The sequence below is a fragment of the Streptomyces sp. NBC_00335 genome (assembly GCF_036127095.1).
In the GTDB taxonomy this organism is placed as follows: domain Bacteria; phylum Actinomycetota; class Actinomycetes; order Streptomycetales; family Streptomycetaceae; genus Streptomyces.
Genome location: NZ_CP108006.1, coordinates 2,774,949 through 2,793,780 on the forward strand (window position 1 = coordinate 2,774,949; position 18,832 = coordinate 2,793,780).

The 18,832-nt window shown below is 73.7% G+C and carries 16 protein-coding genes; 1 reads left to right on the plus strand and 15 read right to left on the minus strand.

The genetic code is table 11. From position 1 onward, the window contains the following. Positions 1–9: 9 nt before the first annotated feature. Genes OHA37_RS12180 through OHA37_RS12195 form a run of 4 tightly spaced genes read right to left on the minus strand, consistent with a single transcriptional unit; the run spans position 10 to position 4,613 of the window. Positions 10–672, minus strand: coding sequence for a GTP-binding protein (locus tag OHA37_RS12180; protein ID WP_266904531.1), 663 nt, complete (start codon positions 670–672; stop codon positions 10–12). Then, complete coding sequence (locus OHA37_RS12185; RefSeq protein ID WP_266904533.1) at positions 653–1,042, minus strand: DUF742 domain-containing protein; 390 nt, start codon at positions 1,040–1,042, stop codon at positions 653–655. Before OHA37_RS12185 ends, OHA37_RS12180 begins: the two co-directional genes overlap by 20 nt. Further along, entirely contained in the window at positions 1,039–1,539 is a 501-nt protein-coding gene (locus OHA37_RS12190) for a roadblock/LC7 domain-containing protein (protein ID WP_266904535.1), read from the minus strand. The genes OHA37_RS12185 and OHA37_RS12190 overlap by 4 nt, the downstream gene beginning before the upstream one ends. Next, complete coding sequence (locus OHA37_RS12195) at positions 1,536–4,613, minus strand: sensor histidine kinase (RefSeq protein ID WP_266904537.1); 3,078 nt, start codon at positions 4,611–4,613, stop codon at positions 1,536–1,538. The genes OHA37_RS12190 and OHA37_RS12195 overlap by 4 nt, the downstream gene beginning before the upstream one ends. 416 nt (positions 4,614–5,029) lie before the next feature. On the opposite strand from OHA37_RS12195, the gene OHA37_RS12200 reads away from it, so the two are divergent. Then, on the plus strand, positions 5,030–5,803 hold the full coding sequence (locus OHA37_RS12200) for a protein phosphatase 2C domain-containing protein (protein WP_266904539.1): 774 nt from the start codon (positions 5,030–5,032) through the stop codon (positions 5,801–5,803). 39 nt (positions 5,804–5,842) lie between these two features. Here OHA37_RS12200 and OHA37_RS12205 read toward each other — a convergent pair whose 3' ends face one another. From OHA37_RS12205 to OHA37_RS12255, 11 genes are all read right to left on the minus strand, one after another. Beyond that, the gene (locus tag OHA37_RS12205) at positions 5,843–6,283 is read right to left on the minus strand and encodes a MarR family winged helix-turn-helix transcriptional regulator (protein ID WP_243336175.1); all 441 of its coding nucleotides are present in this window, start codon (positions 6,281–6,283) and stop codon (positions 5,843–5,845) included. 111 nt (positions 6,284–6,394) lie between these two features. Continuing rightward, positions 6,395–8,791, minus strand: a complete 2,397-nt coding sequence (lon, locus tag OHA37_RS12210; protein WP_266904541.1) for an endopeptidase La — start codon at positions 8,789–8,791, stop codon at positions 6,395–6,397. A gap of 101 nt (positions 8,792–8,892) precedes the next feature. Then, positions 8,893–10,167 carry an ABC transporter permease gene (locus OHA37_RS12215; RefSeq protein ID WP_443046152.1) on the minus strand — a complete coding sequence of 425 codons (1,275 nt, stop codon included), beginning with the start codon at positions 10,165–10,167 and terminating at the stop codon, positions 8,893–8,895. After that, on the minus strand, positions 10,164–10,928 hold the full coding sequence (locus OHA37_RS12220; protein WP_266904543.1) for an ABC transporter ATP-binding protein: 765 nt from the start codon (positions 10,926–10,928) through the stop codon (positions 10,164–10,166). The genes OHA37_RS12215 and OHA37_RS12220 overlap by 4 nt, the downstream gene beginning before the upstream one ends. Next, positions 10,925–12,469 carry a peptidoglycan-binding domain-containing protein gene (locus OHA37_RS12225; protein ID WP_266904545.1) on the minus strand — a complete coding sequence of 515 codons (1,545 nt, stop codon included), beginning with the start codon at positions 12,467–12,469 and terminating at the stop codon, positions 10,925–10,927. Before OHA37_RS12225 ends, OHA37_RS12220 begins: the two co-directional genes overlap by 4 nt. Continuing rightward, positions 12,466–12,927 carry a hypothetical protein gene (locus OHA37_RS12230; RefSeq protein WP_266904547.1) on the minus strand — a complete coding sequence of 154 codons (462 nt, stop codon included), beginning with the start codon at positions 12,925–12,927 and terminating at the stop codon, positions 12,466–12,468. Before OHA37_RS12230 ends, OHA37_RS12225 begins: the two co-directional genes overlap by 4 nt. Beyond that, on the minus strand, positions 12,927–13,832 hold the full coding sequence (locus OHA37_RS12235; RefSeq protein ID WP_266904549.1) for a hypothetical protein: 906 nt from the start codon (positions 13,830–13,832) through the stop codon (positions 12,927–12,929). The genes OHA37_RS12230 and OHA37_RS12235 overlap by 1 nt, the downstream gene beginning before the upstream one ends. Before the next feature lie 144 nt (positions 13,833–13,976). After that, positions 13,977–14,351 carry a hypothetical protein gene (locus tag OHA37_RS12240; protein ID WP_266904551.1) on the minus strand — a complete coding sequence of 125 codons (375 nt, stop codon included), beginning with the start codon at positions 14,349–14,351 and terminating at the stop codon, positions 13,977–13,979. Positions 14,352–14,778: 427 nt separating this feature from the next. Continuing rightward, on the minus strand, positions 14,779–15,576 hold the full coding sequence (locus OHA37_RS12245) for a DUF4097 family beta strand repeat-containing protein (RefSeq protein ID WP_266904553.1): 798 nt from the start codon (positions 15,574–15,576) through the stop codon (positions 14,779–14,781). Positions 15,577–15,929: 353 nt separating this feature from the next. Continuing rightward, positions 15,930–16,793, minus strand: coding sequence for a sulfurtransferase (locus OHA37_RS12250; protein ID WP_266904555.1), 864 nt, complete (start codon positions 16,791–16,793; stop codon positions 15,930–15,932). Positions 16,794–17,355: 562 nt separating this feature from the next. After that, complete coding sequence (locus OHA37_RS12255; protein ID WP_266904557.1) at positions 17,356–18,723, minus strand: hypothetical protein; 1,368 nt, start codon at positions 18,721–18,723, stop codon at positions 17,356–17,358. Positions 18,724–18,832 lie beyond the last annotated feature (109 nt).

Below are 18,832 nucleotides of genomic sequence, written 5' to 3' on the forward strand. Positions count from 1 at the left end.
GCACGTTCTCTATTCGGGGGTCGAGTCGAGGGCGTGGCCCACGAGGGTCATCAGGGATTCCAGTACCGTGACCCGGCGCCGCGCGTCCATGATCACGACGGGTACGCGCGCCGGTATGGTCAGCGCCTCCCGCACGTCCTCCGGTTCGTACGAAGGCGTGCCCTCGAAGTGGTTGACGGCCACGGCGTACGGCAGTCCGCAGCTTTCGAAGTAGTCGAGCGCCGGGAAGCAGTCGCGCAGCCGCCGCGTGTCCGCGAGGACGATCCCGCCGACGGCGCCGCGCACCAGGTCGTCCCACATGAACCAGAAGCGCTCCTGGCCCGGGGTCCCGTAGACGTACAGGACGAGGTCGTCGTCGAGCGTGACGCGGCCGAAGTCCATGGCGACGGTGGTGGTGTGCTTGTCCGGGGTACCGGACAGGTCGTCGGTCGGAGCGGCGGCCTCGGTCATCACCGCCTCGGTGCGCAGCGGCCGGATCTCGGAGACGGAACCGACGAAGGTGGTCTTGCCCACCCCGAAACCGCCCGCCACCAGCACCTTCACGGCCACGGGCGCGCGCGAGCGGTCGTACTGCCAGGGCTGTACGGACTCGTCCGGGTCCGGGGCCGCCGCCGGCGCGTGCGGGTCCGTGTTCGGGGAGAAGAGGCCGGTTTCAGAGACGGCGGAGCCCACTGAGCACCCTTTCGAGCAGAGCGCGGTCGGGACGGCCGCTGCCGTGCCCGGTCCCGTAGACGCGGATCCGGCCCTGGTCGGCGAGGTCGCTGACCAGGACGCGGACCACGCCGAGCGGCAGCTTCAGCAGCGCGGCGATCTCGGCGATCGTGCGCATGCGGCGGCAGACCTCGACGATCGCCGGCATCTCCGGCATCCGGTCGGCCTTCTGCGGCTCGGACACCTTGGTGTCGAGGGCCGCGACGAAGGTCTCGACGTGCAGGATCTGCGTGAAGCGGGTCCGGCCGCCGGTAAGCGAGTACGGGCGGACGCGGGCGGGACGGCGGTCGGCGCCGCGTATCGGCAGCCGGTCGGAGGCCGGGCTCCTCACGAGGTGTTCTCCATCGACTGGCGCAGCTCACTGCGGACTTCGGGGGTCAGGACGTGGCCGGCGCGGCCCACGAACAAGGCCATGTGGTACGCGACGACGCTCATGTCGCAGTCGGGCGTGGCGTGTACGCCGAGGAGCGAGCCGTCGCTGATGGACATGATGAACACGGAACCGTGCTCCATGGCCACCATCGTCTGCTTGACCGAGCCGCCGTCCATCAGGGCGGCGGCGCCCGTGGTGAGCGAGCCGAGGCCGGAGACGATGGTCGCCAGATCGGCGGAGGCGCCGCGGGGGCCGCTGGGGCGGGAGGGTTCGGGGGGTCCGGAGGGTGCGTCCGGCGTATCGGGTGCCACCGGATCGGAGGACAGCAGGAGGAGCCCGTCCGAGGACACGACGGCCACCGAGTTGACCCCGGGGACCTCCTCGACGAGGTCGGTCAGCAGCCACTGAAGGTTGCGTGCCTGGGTGCTCAGTCCGTACGTACTGGACGCGTTCATGTGCGTGCCTCCTGTGCGGTGTCCCCCCGGTCGGTCTGCCCCTGGTCCTGCGGCGGGCCCTGTCGGGGGTCCTGCGGCGCGTCCTGCCCGGGGGCCTGCCCGAGCTCGGCCTCCACCACGCGGCGCCCGTCCTGGGCACCCCGGTAGAACCCGCCGAGGCGGCGGCGCAGCTCGTCGGCGTCCACCCGGCCCGGCGCCGGGCGCACCTCTTCACCGCGTCCGGCGGCCACCACGCGCGGGCTCCGCTTGGGCAGCCCCTTGTCGGTGAGGACCTCATCCGGTCCGGTCCCGTCCGGGGCCCGGTCCCCGGCGGGCGCCTCAGCCTGCGGCGGTACGCGGAACACCTGCTCGGCGGGTACGTCCGCGGGCGCCCCGGCGGCTGCGGCCGGGGCCTGGGCCTGGGCCTGGGCCTGGGCCTGCGGCGTCACGCGGAACACCTGCTCGGCGGGCACCTCGGCCGGTGCCGGGACCCGGAACACCTGCTCCGTGGGCGGCAGCTGCCCGGCCGGAGGCGCGAACGCCGCCGGAGCGGGCTCCGGGGCCACCCGGGCGGGCGGCTCCGCGGCGGCGCCCCGCGCGGTCTCGTGCGCGGGCTCCGGCTCGGGGAAGGCGGCGGGGGCCGGGGCGACGGCCGGCTCCGCGGCGGCGGCTTCGGGTGCGGCCGGGGCCGGCTCCGCCGGGAACTCCGCCTCCAGGTACGGCTCCGGGGACGGCTCCGCCGAGAACTCCGGCTCCGGGTACGGCTCCGGGGACGGCTCCGCCGGGAACTCCGCCTCCAGGTACGGCTCCGCCGAAAGCTCCGGCTCCAGGTAAGGCTCCGGGGCCCCCTCAAAGGCGGGCTCCGGCAGGGCCGGCGCCGCCGGGGTCCCGGGCATGGCGGCGCCAGGGCCCCGTACCCGCGAGGGAAGGGTGTTCTCGTTGGCCTCCGCGATCACCCCGGGCAGGTGCAGCGCGGGTGCGCCCGGTGCGCCCAGGGTGTGGACCGGCGAGGCCGGCGGGGTGGCGGGCAGCAGCGCGGCCGGTACGACGACCAGGGCCTCCGTACCGCCGTGCCGCTGGGTGCGCAGCTCGGCGCTGACCCCGTGCCGGGCCGCGAGCCGCCCGGCCACGTACAGGCCGAGGCCCAGGCCGTGTTCGGACTCGGGCTCCTCGTCGTACGCGTCCGGCGTGGCCAGCCGCTCGTTGAGCGTGGCCAGCCGGTCCCCGGTGATCCCGATGCCCTCGTCGATGACGGACAGCACCACGTCGCCGGATTCCAGCAGCCATCCGGACACCTTCACCTTGGCGTCCGGCGGCGAGAAGGTCGTCGCGTTCTCCAGCAGCTCGGCCAGGACGTGCGAGATGTCGTCGGCGGCGTGCCCGGCGACCTGCGTGTACGAGGGCAGCACCCCGAGGTCGACGCGCTCGTAGCGCTCGATCTCGCTGACCGCCGCCCGCATGACGTCGACCAGCGGCACCGGCAGGCCCTGGCCGTGGCCGTGTTCCTGGCCGGCGAGGACGAGCAGGTTCTCGTTGTGGCGGCGCATCACGGTCGCCAGGTGGTCGAGCTTGAAGAGGGTGGAGAGGCGGTCCGGGTCCGGCTCCTCGGACTCCAGCTCCTCGATGACGGCGAGCTGGCGCTCGACGAGACCCAGGGTCCGCAGGGACAGCGAGACGGAGGTGGTCGACATGATGCGGCGGTGCTCTTCCAGCCCCGCCCGCAGCTGCGCGAGCTCTGCCTCCAGCGTCTCCCGGCCGGCCGAGAGCGCCTCGTTGCGGCCGATGAGGCGGCGCCGGTCGGCGTCGAGTCCGGCGATGCGGGTGTGCAGGGAGACCGTCTGGTCGCGCACCGCGTTGAGGTGGCGCACCACCTCGGCGAACTCGTCGTTGCGGCCCGTGAACCGGACCGGTTCCACCGAGCCCTCGGGCGTCGCCAGCCGCGCCGCGCCGCGCCGCAGGACCGACAGCGGGCGGGTCAGGGAGCGTGCGATGGCGGTGGAGATGCCGAGGGTGAGGAGGAACAGCACGCCGAGGAAGGCGAGCTTGACCTCCAGCGCGGTCACGTCGTCGTCGCGCAGCGCGGCGAGCGCGGTGGCGCGCTGGCCGGCGAGGGTGGCCTCGACCGAGCGCATCCGGTCGACGCGGGCGGTGAGGGCCGGTCCGACGGTGGCGGGTTCGAGCTTGCGGTCGGCGGAGGAGAGGGTCGGCCGGTCGGTGAGCCGCGTGAGGTAGTCGTCGGCCGTCTTGACCTCGGGTCCGGTGACGGTGGCGGCGAGGCTCTGGCGTACGTCGGGGCGGGCTGCCCGCGCGAAATCGTCGAGCGCGCCCTGCTCCCGTACGCGCGCCCGCTGGGCGGCGGCGGCGAGTTCGTCGACCTCGGCGGCGCCCGGCTGTCGGCCGCCACCGGGCACGGACAGTGCGGCGAGCAGCAGTCCGCGGGTGGCGGAGGCCTGCTCCACTGCCTGGCCGAGGGGGCCCAGCGGGCGGGTGGTGACGAGGGCGTCCGCGGCGCGCGGCGGGGTCAGCTCGGCGAGCCGGCCGCTCGGCGCGAGGACTTCGGCGATGACGCGGGAGTAGGCCTGATGGGCGGTGAGGGCGCTGTCCTTGCCCTCGATGGACTCGGTGCGGACGGCGCCGACCCGGCCGAGTGCCTGGGCGAGCTCCTCGTCGGCTTCGGCCCGGACCTCGGCGAGCTGGCGGTCGGTGCCCGCGGCGCGCTCCTGGACCGCGGCGGCCTGCGTGCCCTTGGCGCCGCCGGGGCGGCCCTCGGCCACGTACGCGGTGACGGCGTCGCGCTCGTCTCCGAGCAGGTGGGCGAGGGTGAGGGTCTGCCGGCTCCGGTCGGCGAGGGTGACCAGTTCCTGGGAGTCCTTCAGGTCCGCGGAGGCGGACAGGACGGCGGGCGCTCCCGCCGCGAGGACGGCGAGCCCGGCCACGGCGACCCCGATGACCAGCCTTCGGCGCACACGGACGCGGCGCCCTGCGGGAGCGGTCGCGGCGACCGGGCCCTCGGGGGCTCGTCGGTCGGGTGCGGTGCCGTCGGGTGCGGTGCCGTTCGCGACGGTGCCGTTCTTCCGAGGCCGCTTCTTCTGCACCGGTGCTCGCAATCCTGTTTACGTGTGCTGCTCGTGCTCGTTGCCTGTTGGGGCCGGGGTGACGGCCGGTCACCGCAGACGGTTGCCCGCCTCCGTTGTACCGCCGCGCCGTACCGCCGCACTGCTTCAGACCCTCGCAGCGAGTTGGGATGAGGGCCGCACATCGCCCGCCCGGCCACACGAAGGAGTGAACAGTACGGAGGAGTTGGCGACCAACTCGGCGATCGGCTGTCAGAGCCCGGCCGTGGACGGGTGGTTGAAAGATCGATGCGGCTTTTGGCAGGATGCCCGCCCACAGGGCGAGGGTCACCCCGCCGACCCCGGGAGTCCCTTCACGCCCCACCCGCCCCACTTTGGTCCGGACCTTCCCCGGCTTCTCCCTCCCCTACGGAGCCCCGCGCGGGCAGAATGTCCGTATGCGCATCGACCTCTCCTCCGCCCCCGGCAATCCGGAACGCCCCAACGAGGACTGGGTGTCGGCCGCGATCCCCGCCTCGGGCGGCGGCGTTCTGGTCGCCCTCGACGGGGTCACCCCGCCTCCGGGCGAGGTCGGATGCGCGCACGGAGTGCCGTGGTTCGCGGCCCGGCTGGGCGGCCGATTGACCGAACTGTCCGGATCGCGCCGGGACATGCCCCTCGACCGGGTCCTTTCGGAGGCCATCCGCGACACCGCGGACGCCCACCGCGACACGTGTGACCTTTCTCACGTCCGGACGCCGCAGGCGACGGTGGTCGTGGTCCGCTGGGACGAGACCTGGGTCGAGCACCTGGTGCTGTCGGACTCCGTGCTCCTCCTCCAGGCGCCCGGCGGCGAGGTGCGCGCCGTGCTCGACGACCGGCTGGACCGGATCCCGCGCGAGCTGCTGCGCACGGAGGCCTCCGCCGACAGGCTGCGCAACGCGGAGGGCGGCTTCTTCACCGCCGCCGCGGATCCGGAGGTGGCGGCCCGGGCGGTGACGGGGCGGACGCCGCGCGCGGGGGTGCGGGCGGTGGCGGCGCTCACGGACGGGGCCGGCCGGTGGACGGACACGTTCGCCGAGGGCGACTGGGCCGCATGCCTGGCCGTGCTGCGCAAGGAGGGCGCGCAGTCCCTGATCGACCGGGTGCGCACGCTGGAATCGGACCCGGGCCGGGCACACCGCCGCGGCAAGCGCCACGACGACGCGTCGGCGGCGTACGCGGAGCTGTAGGGGCGTCCGGCTACGCGCCCCGCCCCGCCCCGGGTGCTGCTACTCGCCGCCCGCGTTCAACTGGTTCAGGAGCCGGGCCAGTTCCGCCACTTCCCCGCGGTCCCAGTCCGCGAGCTTGCGCATGTACTGCTCGCGCCGGGCGCCCCGGACCCGCAGGAAGCGTTCCCGGCCCTCCTCGGTGAGCCCGACCAGGAAGGCCCGCCCGTCCGCCGGGTCCGGCTCGCGGGCCAGCAGGCCCAGTACCTCCAGGGCCCGCAGCTGGCGGCTCATCGTGGCCTTGCCGACCCCGAAGTACGCGGCGAGCTCGGTCGCCCGCTGCCGCCCGGCGGCCTCCAGCCGTACGAGGAGCCCGTACGCCGCCGGTTCCAGCTCCGGGTGCAGCTCGCGCGCCATCTCCCCGGAGGAGGCGCGGGCCCGTCGGAGGAAGACGGACAGCTCCCGCTCCAGGGCAAGGAACTCCTGGTCTTCGGTCCCGTGCAAGGCCCGCTCCTTCGCTGGTGTGTGGCCCACCAGTATTTCGCAGCGGGTGCGCCGGGGACCCGGGGCCCCGCCGGAGCGGGGAGCCCGGGCCCCCGGTGCGCGCCTTTCGGATCAGGCCACGGCGGCCACCGGGACGCTGTCCGCGGCCAGGGCCAGCTCCAGGACCTGGCGTACGTCCGTCACCGGGTGCACCGACAGCCCCGCCAGCACCTCGGCCGGTACGTCGTCCAGGTCGGCCTCGTTGCGCTTCGGGATGATGACGGTGGTCAGCCCGGCCCGGTGCGCGGCCAGCAGCTTCTGCTTGACCCCGCCGATCGGCAGCACCCGCCCGGTCAGCGAGACCTCGCCGGTCATGGCCACGTCCGTGCGGACCTGCCGCCCGGACAGCAGCGAGGCCAGCGCCGTCGTCATCGTGATGCCCGCGCTCGGACCGTCCTTGGGCACCGCGCCCGCCGGGAAGTGGATGTGCACGCCCCGGTCCTTCAGGTCGGCGACCGGGAGTTCCAGCTCGGCGCCGTGCGAGCGCAGGAAGCTGAGCGCGATCTGCGCCGACTCCTTCATCACGTCTCCGAGCTGGCCCGTCAGGGTGAGCCCGGCCGCGCCCGTCTCGGGATCGGCCAGCGAGGCCTCGACGAACAGGACGTCACCGCCCGCCCCGGTCACGGCGAGGCCGGTGGCCACGCCCGGTACCGCGGTGCGCCGCTCGGCCGGGTCCTGCGCGGACTCCGGCACGTGGTGCGGGCGCCCGATGAGCTCCCGCAGGTCGCCGGCGCCGATCCGCAGCGGCAGCTCCCGCTCCCCCAGCTCGTGCTGGGAGGCCACCTTGCGCAACAGCCGGGCGAGGGAACGCTCCAGGGTGCGCACGCCCGCCTCGCGGGTGTACTCCCCCGCCAGCTTGCGCAGCGCGTCCTCCTCCAGGACCACTTCCTCCGCGGCCAGGCCGGCGCGCTCCAGCTGCCGGGGCAGCAGGTGGTCGCGGGCGATGACGACCTTCTCGTCCTCGGTGTAGCCGTCGAGGCAGACCAGTTCCATCCGGTCGGCGAGGGCCTCGGGGATGGCTTCCAGCACGTTCGCGGTGGCGAGGAACACCACGTCGCTCAGGTCCAGTTCCACCTCCAGGTAGTGGTCCCGGAAGGTGTGGTTCTGGGCCGGGTCGAGGACTTCGAGCAGCGCGGCCGCCGGGTCTCCCCGGAAGTCGGAGCCGACCTTGTCGATCTCGTCGAGCAGCACGACCGGGTTCATGGAGCCGGCTTCCTTGATCGCCCGTACGATCCGGCCGGGCAGCGCGCCCACGTACGTACGCCGGTGCCCGCGGATCTCGGCCTCGTCGCGGACCCCGCCGAGGGCCACGCGGACGAACTTGCGCCCCATGGCGTGGGCCACGGACTCCCCGAGGGAGGTCTTTCCGACGCCCGGAGGGCCTACGAGCGCCAGCACGGCCCCGCCCCTGCGGCCGCCGACGACGCCCATCCCGCGCTCGGAGCGGCGCTTGCGCACCGCCAGGTACTCGGTGATCCGGTCCTTCACGTCGCTCAGCCCGGCGTGCTCCGCGTCCAGGACGGCGCGGGCCCCCCGGATGTCGTACTCGTCCTCGGTCCGCTCGTTCCAGGGCAGTTCGAGCACGGTGTCCAGCCAGGTGCGGATCCAGGATCCCTCCGGGGACTGGTCGCTGGAGCGCTCCAGCTTGTCGACCTCCTTGAGGGCGGCCTCCCGTACCTTCTCGGGCAGGTCGGCGGCCTCGACGCGAGCCCGGTAGTCGTCGGACTCCTCGCCCTCCTTCTCCCCGCTGAGCTCGCGCAGTTCCTTGCGCACGGCGTCGAGCTGCCGCTTGAGCAGGAACTCGCGCTGGACCTTGTCGACGCCGTCCTGGACGTCCTTGGCGATGGACTCGGCGACGTCCTGCTCGGCGAGGTGGTCGCTGAGCGCCTTGACGGCGAGCTTCAGCCGGGCGACGGGGTCGGCCGTCTCCAGCAGTTCCACCTTCTGCTCGATGCTCAGGAACGGGGAGTAGCCGGAGTTGTCCGCGAGGGCCCCGACCCCCTCGATCTGCTGCACGCGGTCCACGACCTGCCAGGCCCCGCGCTTCTTGAGCCAGCTCGTGGCGAGCGCCTTGTACTCCTTGACGAGCTCGGCGACGGCCCCGGGCAGCGGATCGGGGACGGCCTCGTCCACCGTCTCGCCCTCGACCCAGAGCGCGGCCCCGGGCCCGGTCGTCCCGGCCCCGATACGGACCCGGCCGCGCCCCCTGATCAGCGCCCCGGGATCCCCGTCGGACAGCCGTCCCACCTGCTCGACGGTCCCGAGCACGCCGGTGGCGGCGTACTTCCCGTCGACCCGGGGCACGAGCAGCACCTTCGGCTTGTCCCCCGCGGCGGCGGCCTGAGCGGCCTCGACGGCACCCCGCACCTCGGCGTCGGACAGGTCCAGCGGAACGACCATCCCGGGCAGCACGACCTCGTCGTCGAGCGGCAGCACGGGCAGGGTGAGCGTTACGGACGTCGAAGCCATGATGTTCCCTCCGGCAGTGAAGTTGAGCTATGCCGACTCAATGCACGCGCGCCCCCCAATGTTCCCCAACACCCGTTCGCCGGGGGCGAACAGGGCTCGGATCACTGCCGCAAGGCCTCCACCGGCTCGATGCGGGCCGCCCTGCGGGCCGGGTAGAGACCCGCGAGCACGCCGGTCAGCAGGCCGATCAGGGGGGCCGACGCGGCGACCGCCGGGTGGACGACCGGGGACCATTCCTTGGCGATGGAGACGGTCACGACCACCAGCACGCCCACGCTCGTCCCCACGAGCCCGCCGAGCGCACCGAGGGCTCCGGACTCGGTGAGGAACTGGAAGGTGACGTGGTGCCGTCTGGCGCCCAGCGCTCGCCGGAGCCCTATCTCGCCCGTCCGCTCCAGTACGGCGACCAGGGTGGTGTTCGCGATGCCGACCGCGCCGATCACCAGGCAGATTCCGGCCAGGGCGAGGAAGAGCTGGGAGAGGTCGTCCCCGACCGACGAGCGCAGGGTCCGGGGATCGGGGGGTGCGAGGGCGCGTACGTACTCGGGGTGGTCGGCCCGCACGGCCACGGGGGCTTCGCGCGCGACCTGCGGGGCGGCGCCGAGCTCCGTGGCGACGAGCATGGCGGCCGTCCCGGCGGCCGGCGACCCCCACAGGGTCTCGGCCGTCGTGCGCGGCACCATCACGGCGAGCAGGAGTTCCGGCCGCCGCTCGGCGTCGGAGACGATGCCCATCACGGTGAACGCCTGGTCCCCGATGAAGACGGCGGGATCGGTGCCGAGGCTGGTGATGCCGAGCCGCTCCGCGACGGTCTGGCCGATGACCACGACGGGCTCACGGCGCTCGCTCAGCCGGCGATCGTAGAGCCGGCCCTGCGCGAGGGTGAGCTGTGCGGCGTCCAGCGCCTCGGGGGACGCGGCGAAGACGGAGGTGTCGGCATGGACCCCGTCGACCAGCGGGGAGCCGGTGACCTGTTGCCCCTTCGGGAGCTTGACCTGCCAGAGCACGCCGCCCGCCCGCACCCCGTTGACCCGCTTGACCAGCTCTTCGGCATCGGGCCCGAACGCCTGCGCGATCGCGGGGTCGTGCTCGGCCGCCGCGTCCTCCAGGGTCACCTCGGTGGCCGTCAGGGCGTTGAAGCGGTCGTCGATCTGGGCCGATGCCGTGGCGGTCAGGCCGAGGACCGACACGAAGGCCCCCACGCCGAGGACGGTGCCGAGCGAGGTCAGAGCGGACCGGGCAGGACGTTGCAGCACCCCGGAGAGCGCCTCGGCGAACAGGTCCCGCCACGCCAGGCGGGAGGTCGGCAGCCCGGCGGTGTCGTCCGGAGCGCTGGAGGTCGTACGGGGTGTACGGGGCGCGCGGCGAAGTCTCACGCGGGCCTCCCGTCCGGCAGGTCCAGGACTCCGCTCCCGGCGCCGCTCCGGGCCGGCCGCGCCTCGTCGGCGGCGGCCGGAGCGAGCACTCCGTCCCGTACGGTGACCGTCCGCGCGCCCTGGGCCGCGACCTCCCTGTCATGGGTGATCACCAGCACCGTCATGCCGTCCTCGTGCAGGGTGGCGAGGAGGTCGAGAACGCGCCGGGAGTTCATCGAGTCGAGATTGCCCGTCGGCTCGTCGCACAGCAGCAGCGACGGGCCGTGCGCGAGGGCCCGCGCGACGGCGACGCGCTGCCTCTCCCCGCCGGACATGCGGGTGGGCAGGGAGTCCAGCCGGTGCCCGAGTCCGACCCTGAGCAACGCCTCACGGGCTCGCTCCCGCCTGTCGCCCCGGGGGACGGCGGTGTTGTAGACCATGCCGAGCATCACGTTCTCCAGGGCCGTGCGGTGGGGCAGGAGGTGGAAGGCCTGGAAGACGAAGCCGATGCGGTGGCCGCGCAGCGCCGTCCGCCGCGCGTCGCCCAGTCCGCCGGTGTCGAGGCCGTCCAGGAAGTAGCTGCCGGTCGTCGGCCGGTCCAGCAGCCCGATCACGTTGAGCAGGGTCGACTTGCCGGACCCGGAGGGGCCGACCACCGTGACGAACTCCCCCCGGCGCACGGTGAGATCGCTCGGATGCAGCGCGGTGACCGGCGGCCGGCCCGGATAGGTCAGCCCGGCCTGCCGGAACTCGATGACGGGGGGTGCGGCACTGTCGGTCACGACGAGGTCGCCTCTCCGTCCCGCTCCGCCGCGCCGCTCGGTGCGGAACGCTCGGTGGTGACCCCCGTGACGACCTGGTCCCCGGGGCGCAGCGCGTCGGCCTGGACCGGGTCGACGGCGACGTATCCGCCGCCGCTCGTCAGTTCGCGTACCTCGACCCGGCGTTGCTCGTTGCCCGCCGTCACCACGGTGACGTGCAGTGTTCCCTGGCGTCCGGCCGTCACCGCGGTCACCGGGACGATCAGCTGCTCGGCTCCGGTGGACGCGGCCTGGACGGTGACCCGTACGTCCTGACCGGACAGGTTCGCCGCGAGCGCGCTGTCGGGGCGCAGGACGATCAGGTACCCCTCGCCGCCGGCCGCCGGTTGCTGCTCGTCGTCCTCGTCGCGCCGGGCCGTGCTGGGGGTGGTGGCCACGGACACGAGGCGGGCCGGCGTCTTCTTCCGGTCGAGTTCGGCGTAGACCTCGGCGGGCTGACCGTCCTTCAGGAGTTCCACCTGGAGGGCGTTGACGTACGCGTGGACGACGAGTTCCCCGGCGGACACCGTCATCACCGACTCGCCCGCGGGGCTGCCGGCGCGCGCGCCGACCGTGTCCACGCGGGCCGGGAATCCGTTCAGGAACACGACCTCGGAGGCCGGGAGTTCCGGTCCGTCCGATGCCTGGGCGTCGGCCAGCTCGCTCTGCGCGATCCGCCGGTCCTCGATGGCCCGGTCCAGCGCACGGCGGGCGGCCTTCACCGCGTTCGCCGCCTGCGTACGGTCCTCGCCGGCGGGAACCTTGCCGAGGGCGTAGTAGGCGTCGCTGAGGGCGGTCTGCGCGTCCTCGACGGCCCGGGCCGCCGCGCGGGTCGCCGCGACCGCGGCCTTGACGTCCGCGCCGGCGTCGTCGGTCGCCGAAGGCGGTTCGTACCCGATGGAGGCGTAGAAGTCCCTCAGCGCCTTCTTCGTACCGGGTCCGAACGCGCCGCGCTCGTCCGACCCCGCCGGGAATCCGAGTTTCCCGAGGGCCTCCTGGAGTTGGCGGACGTCCTGGCCGCGGGCTCCCGGCTTCAGGTCGCGGTAGGCGGGCACCTTGCCCTCCAGGGCGAAGACCGGGCGCCCGGATATCTCCACCAGTACCTGCCCGGGCCGTATCGAGTCGCCCGCCTTCATGGGAACCCGGCTGACCACCGGGGCGCCGCCCTCGCCGCCGGCGCCCGCCTGCGGAGCGATCGTGACCGTCTGCCCCGCCACCACTTTGCCGCGCGTGACCACGTCGGTCGTGAGCACGCGCTTCTCCACGGGCCGGGTGAGCAGGGACTGCCGGGGCGCACCCGCCTCGGCGGCCCGCTGGGCGGGCGACTTGATCCACATGCCCGCCCCCACGCCGGCGGCGGAGAAGAGCGTCGCGGTGGCAACGACACCCATCAGGGCGCGACGGCCCCGGAACGGGGAGCCGCTGCCGTGCCGGCCCTTGTGGGGGAGCTCGCCGATGTCCACGTCGTCGAGGGGGCCGGCCTCCAACGGACCTTCGTCCGGGGCCGGGTGCTCCCTCTTCACTTCCCTGCCCGCTGCTCTGCGGCCGCGAGGCAGGCGAGCTCGGCTTCCTTGTCGATCTCGGAGTCCTTCGGCATCGCGTACGTCCCGGTCCGGGGATCGGGGTCGCCGTACTCCTTGTGCCCCTTCCCCCGCATACAGGTGACGAATTCGGTGAGGAGGGACAGCTCCCACTGCGTGACCGGGACCTGTACGTCCGCCGGGGCGACCGCGCGGCAGGCCCGGTAGGCCTTGCCCAGCCTCGCGGCATCCACACCGTCGTCGGTGCGCGCCTTGCCGTCGATAACCTTGACGCCCTGCCCGTCCATGCAGGTCGTGTACGCCTCGACGCTGCGGGAACCGACCTCGGCGGCGCCGGTCTCGTCCCCCCCGGGCGTGCCCGGGTCGGAGCAGGCGGTCAGCGTCATACCGCCGAGGAGGAGAGCCACCGCAAGGGCGCGCGTTCCCGTCACAGCCTTCATTACGTCCCCTGCATGATGCGTGCGGAACTCTCGACCAATGCCTTCTTGTTGGCGAGAATCTCGGAAAAGTGCTCGGCCTTCTTGTCGACATAGGCCTTCTGGTGGGCCTCCATGGCCGCGTACCAGATGCCCACGGTGTTGTTCTGCTGCTTGCAGGCGACATCGGCGGTGGCCACGGCGATCGCGGCCCGCGTCGCCGCCCCGGACTTCCATTCGGTGTCGTTCGCCGCATCGAGGGGGGTCCGGTAGGAGAAGCCCTTCTCCTTCATGCAGGCGGACCACTTCGTGAACGCCTCGGCCACCCGGCTGTCCTGCTGGACCTTCGCGTAGAGGCTGTAGAACTCGTTGCCGACGGTGAGGGGGTTGACGCCGTGCACGCCGCCCTTCTTCATCTCCTCGTCGACCTCCGCCGCACAGCCGCCTTCGCGCAGCGGCTTGCCGGCCGTGTCCGTGACGCCCTTCGCGGACCCGTTGTACACGGCCCGTTCCGCCGCGGTGGGCTCGTATCCGGGAGTGGTGCCCTTGTCCTTCGCGTCCTTGGCGGAGGGGTCCGCGTACCCGTGGAGCTGCGCCGCTTCGGTGTCGATGATGGTGAAGTACCGTGCGGGATCCGCACCGAGGTTGGGCAGGTCGGCCGTCGTCTGGGCATCGGTCAGCCAGGACATGCCGAATCGCTCCATGCAGCGCCGGGAGAGCACCGCCTGTGCCTGGGTGTAGGCGCGCATCTCCTTCTCGCCGAGGACGTACTGGTTCATGGGCAGAGCGGGGACGTCGGCCGGACGCATCACCTTCGGGACCTGGCCGAGCGGCGGTTCCTCGTCCCCTCCGCCGCTGCCCGAGCATCCGGCGAGAGCGAAAGCACCCGCCATCGCCGTGATGATCACTGTCCCAGTTCGAGTTCTCACCGCACCTCCTTCATGCTGTCCATGTCTGTGACACGGCGGTGAAGCCGGTCGGTTCCGGCTTCACCGCCGTGTCGTTCAGATTCAGACACGGCTACCGGCCGGTGTGCCGCCGGCCGGTCGCCGCTGTCCTGTCGAGCGTGGTGATCACGAGTACAGGGCGGAGGTGACCTCGTCGTTGAGGACCCCGTAGCCGGACAGGTTGACGTAGAAGCCGCTGGAAGCGCCGCCCTGACCCGCGTTCTCGTACACCTTGATGGCGCAGTTGGCGAAGCCCTTGTGCGAGGACGCCTCGTCGTTCCAGCTGCTGCTGAAGCCGGACGTGAAGTCCCAGTCGCCCGTGGTGCCGGTGCAAGAGGTGGTGCCGCCGGCGGTGACCGTGTAGGTGGAGCCGCCGTAGTTGCTGTTCCAGTAGAAGATGCCGATGACGGTCGCGGCGTTGGCGGGTGCTGCCGTCGCCACGGTGCCGCCGACCAGGGCGGCCGTACCGACCACCGCGGCGGCAAGCTTGCGCTTGAACATGAGTTCGAACCTTCCGTTGAGGTACCCCCACGCGAGACGTGCGGGGCTGTGCAGGAAGGGGAGAGGAGCGTCTGGATTCGGCCGGAGTCCCCTCTCCGCCGGGAACAGCTGCCCTCGTGTCGCCTGAGGTGCGCTGGACAGGTGGTACCTAACCAAAGGCGCTCTGCGGTGTCGATGACTTCACGGGACAGCCGACCGGAATCAGTTCATCTAATTACCGAGATACATATTTTCTGCGTTTCGGAATCCGCCCTCCCGGGGCAGTGACGTGGGACCTTCCGCCGCTTCGCACGGCGAAGGCCACCACGGCCGCTCCTCCGAGGAGAGCGTGTCTTTCCGGCCAGATCCACCGGGGCCGCGTCCGGCATTCGGTACCCCGGCCCCGGGTGGCCGGGGCGGCCGGGCGACCGGGTGGCCGGGGCGCGGCTCAGGCCGCCGAGATGGCGATGTCGCCCGACGAGGTCCGTACGGCGAGCCGGGCGGTCGCGGACGGGTCCGCGGGGACGGTGATCTCGCGCTCGCCGGAGGTGGTGGAGATGTCGAGGGCGTACGGGGCCGCGGGAACCTTCACCTTGGCGTCGCCCGAGCTGGTCTTGACGGCGACCGAGGACGGCGTCTTCGCGAAGGCCAGGCGGACGTCGCCGGAGTCGGAACGGGCGTCCGCGTCCGGGCCGGCGAGCTCCTCGGCGGCGATCGAACCCGAGGACGTAGTGACCTTCAGCGGGCCCGCGATCCGGTCCGCCCGAACCGATCCGGAGGAGGTCCTGACGGTGGCGGCGGCCACCCCCGCCACCGTGACGCGACCACTGCTGCTCCCGGCCGTGACCGTGGCGGAGGCCGGCACCTCCAGCCGGTAGTCGACGGAACAGCGGCCGGAGCAATTGCCGTTGGTCAGGGTCAGTACGCCGTCGGAGAGCCGCTGGGCGGGCTCGGGCACGGTGTCGCCGCGGTAATGGACGGTACGGCGGACGGTGACGCCCGGGCCTGAACCGGCGACCACCTCGATGGATCCGCTGCCGGCGTCCGACACGTCGACCGCGGTGACGGCCCCGGCCACCGTGGCATCGGCGCTCGCCGTCTTCTCCGGGCCCCCGCGGGAGACGAGCGTGCCCACGGAGCAGCCCGTCAGCAGGAGTCCCGCGGCGAGGGCCGCGGCGCCGTACCCGGCGGCGGTCGTGAAGGTGACGGTGGCCCTGGTACCGCGCGTACGCGTCTTCGTGGTCATACCGTCGATCGTGCCCGCGCGGTGGCCGCGGGGGCATGGTGCACGTGCCCGGATCCTGGGTGGGGTTAACCCCCCGACGAGCGGGGCGGCCTGGGGGGCGTCCGCACAGTAGCGCCGTGCGCGTCGCGAGGCGGGCGGGACTTTGCGGACACGCCCTGGGTGTCTTGCCGATCAGCCCGGATCAGGGAGCGGTGTCTGACGCGCGCGATCGCAAGGCGGACGAGGGAGTCGACGCGACTGGAGCCCCCCCTGCTCGAACGAAGCCGAGAGCGTGGGGAAGTCGGCGAGTGACGACAACACGGCGAGCCTACGCGGCAGGCGCCGCGAGCCCGGCCTGATCGGCAAGACGCCCCCTAGCTCCCCCGCACGACCGGCCTGTCCGGGGACGGCATGCCCCACTCACTCCAAGAGCCGTCGTACACCGCGAGGTTCTCGTACCCGGCGAGGTCCGCGCCGAGCGCGAGCACGCAGGCCGTGACCCCGGAGCCGCAGCTGAAGTACAGCCGCTCCCGCTCCCCCGCTGCCGCCCCGAAGGCCGCGCGGAGTTCGGCGGCGGGGCGCATCAGCCCATCGGGGCGCTGCAGTTCCCCGAAGGGGAGGCTGACCGCGCCCGGCATGTGGCCCCCGCGCAGGCCCGGGCGGGGTTCGGGGGCGGTTCCGGCGAAGCGTTCGCGGGTCCGGGCGTCGAGCACCGCGGCGGCCGGATCGGACAAGGCCGCCGACACGGTGGCCGCGTCGACCACCAGCCCGGCGCGGGGCCGGGCCGCGAAGGAGCCGCGCGGGCCCTCGTACCCCGGCGGGCGCTCCTCCACCGGCCGGCCCGCGGCGACCCAGGCGGGCAGCCCGCCGTCGAGGACGGCGACCCGGTCGAAGCCCATGGCGCGCAGCATCCACCAGGCGCGGGCGCTGGAGTAGATCCCGGCGCCGTCGTACGCGACGACCGTGCCGCCGTCGTCGACACCGAGGGCGCGCATCGCCTCGGCGAAGGCGGCGGGTCCGGGCATGGTGTGCGGGGCGGCGGCGGTGTGGTCGGACAGCGCGCCGTCGAGGTCGAAGGGACGGGCCCCCGGAATCCGCCGGTCCGCGTCGCGGTGCGCCCCGACGGAGGCGTCGAAGACGACGAGCCCGGGTATACCGAGGCGCTCCGCGAGCCAGTCGCCATCAACGAGGGGACCGGGCGGCACGAGGGAGCGGGATCGGGAACGGGCTGTGTCCATACGGCACCTCCGGCAGAAGTCGGCGGGTCACCCGGGCAAGATCGACGACCCGCCGCCCATCCTCCCCTCCCCCACCCCACTTCCTGCGAACGCATCCGCTTCGGGCACGCATTACCCGCCACGGGCCTGCCAGATCCAGCCCCGCCGACGTTCAATGCACCCGCCTTGGGGCGCGTTGCCCGCGGCGGACCTGCCCCATCCAGCCCCGCCGGCCCTTGACGCGCGAGGTCCGGGGCGAAGCCCCGGGTCCTACGAGGCCGACGAACCGCCGCCCATCCCCCGTGCACGTGACCGGCGGGGCTCGGCAAATCCAGCCTCGCCGGCGTTTGAGGCGCGGGGTCCGGGGCGGAGCCTCGGGTCTTTCGGGTCCGGGGCAACCCGGGGAACGGTGGAAGGGCGGGTAGGGGACCCCGCGCAGCGGCTCCGGGGCGCGCCCGCGCCGCCCGGGAAGAACCGGCGCGGCGGTACCGGGAGCCGCGCCGGACGGCCCGGGCTCCGGGCCGGGGGCGTGCGCGACCGGTAGGCGCAGGTCCCGCGGAGCACAGACGCGGCCCGCCGGGAGCTAAGGGCAGCCGCCCGGCCGGGCGAAGAGGGCCACGCGGGCACCACGCACACCCGTCACGGAGCACAGGTCGAAGGAGGAGACGAGCATCTGACGTTTCACCGCCTCCGCCGGGTAGCCGTCCACCGGCTGCCCCACCGGGTCGAGCAGCGCGACCACCCGCTCGACGGCCGGATCCAGCAGGGCCGCCTGGATCTCCTCCGGAGTCCGCTCCACGCCCTGCAGGCTCCGCGAAGCTGCCGGGGTCCGGGACAGCGCGAGGTCGCGGAGGGGTCCGTAGGTCTCCGGCGAGGACAACAGCCATTCGCGCCGCCGCGAGGGCATGAACAGCACCGCGTCGCCCGGGCGTGCGAGTTCCCCGACGGCCGCCGCCACGGCCCGCGCGTCGTCCTTGCGGCTCTCGGGGGTACGCAGCCACGCGGACCAGAACCCGACCGGGACCAGCAGGACCCCGACCAGCGGCCACACCCACCACCCCCGCGCCGTGGCGAGCCGCGCCCCCACGAGCAGGGCGAGGCCGGCGAGGGCGTAGAGGACGTACCGGTCCACGTACCAGGGGTGCACCAGCGAGACCGCGAGCAGCAGCCCGGGCGGCAGCAGCGCCAGCGGCAGGGCGACCCGTACGAGTTCCCGCGCGGCTCCCCGCGCCAGGAGCAGCGAGGCGGCCGCGAGGACCCCGTACGCCGCCCAGTCCTGCCAGCTCGGCCGCCCGAGCCAGCCCAGCTGCTGCTGCGCCTGCCGCGCGCTGACCAGGGCGAGCGGCAACAGGGCGGCCACCACGGCCCCGGCGGCGAGCCGCCAGCCGCGCGAGCGCCACGCGGCGAACGCGTGCGCGGGCAGCGCCAGTACGGCGAACTCGTGCAGCCAGCACCCCAGCACCAGCACCACGGCGTAGGCGACCCAGCACTCGCGCAGCATCAGGTACGTGGCCCAGACGACGGCCGCGGCGACGAACGCGTACGAGCGCCCCTCCTGGGCGTACATCTGCACGGGCGGCAACAGGGCGTACGCGACCCCGGCCAGCAGCGCGACCCGGCCGGACCGGCCCGCCCGGTCGGGGCCGCCGGACTGTCCGGATCCCCCGGGTACGCCCGGCCCGCGCCCCCCGCCACCGTCCGCACCGCGCACCGCACCCGTCAGGTGGTGGGCCACCGCGGCCACGCCGGATGCGGCGAGGGCGGTGGCGGCCACCGAGGGGAGGCGCAGGGACCAGAGGCCGGGGCCGGGGGTGTCGCCCGTCGCCGCGAAGACCGCGTGCATCAGCAGGTAGTAGAGGCCGTGCACGGCGTCGACCTGGCCGAGCAGTTCCCAGAGCTGCCCGAGCGGCCGGTGCGCGACCTGCCACGTGACGGACTCGTCGCGCCACATCGAGCCGCCCCGCGAGAGGCCCCAGAGGCCGAGTGCGAGAGCGGTGAGCGGCGGCAGCCAGCGCCAAGGGGCGAAGCGGCGGATGTCGGCCTCCGGGTGCTATCCGTGC

Excerpts from the sequence above, each read along its gene's own strand:
- OHA37_RS12240 (WP_266904551.1), bottom strand. The coding sequence starts at position 14,351 with ATGTTCAAGCGCAAGCTTGCCGCCGCGGTGGTCGGTACGGCCGCCCTG.
- OHA37_RS12230 (WP_266904547.1), bottom strand. The coding sequence starts at position 12,927 with ATGAAGGCTGTGACGGGAACGCGCGCCCTTGCGGTGGCTCTCCTCCTC.
- lon (WP_266904541.1), bottom strand. The coding sequence starts at position 8,791 with ATGGCTTCGACGTCCGTAACGCTCACCCTGCCCGTGCTGCCGCTCGAC.
- OHA37_RS12245 (WP_266904553.1), bottom strand. The coding sequence starts at position 15,576 with ATGACCACGAAGACGCGTACGCGCGGTACCAGGGCCACCGTCACCTTC.
- OHA37_RS12250 (WP_266904555.1), bottom strand. The coding sequence starts at position 16,793 with ATGGACACAGCCCGTTCCCGATCCCGCTCCCTCGTGCCGCCCGGTCCC.
- OHA37_RS12190 (WP_266904535.1), bottom strand. The coding sequence starts at position 1,539 with ATGAACGCGTCCAGTACGTACGGACTGAGCACCCAGGCACGCAACCTT.
- OHA37_RS12255 (WP_266904557.1), bottom strand. The coding sequence starts at position 18,723 with ATGTGGCGCGACGAGTCCGTCACGTGGCAGGTCGCGCACCGGCCGCTC.
- OHA37_RS12200 (WP_266904539.1), top strand. The coding sequence starts at position 5,030 with ATGCGCATCGACCTCTCCTCCGCCCCCGGCAATCCGGAACGCCCCAAC.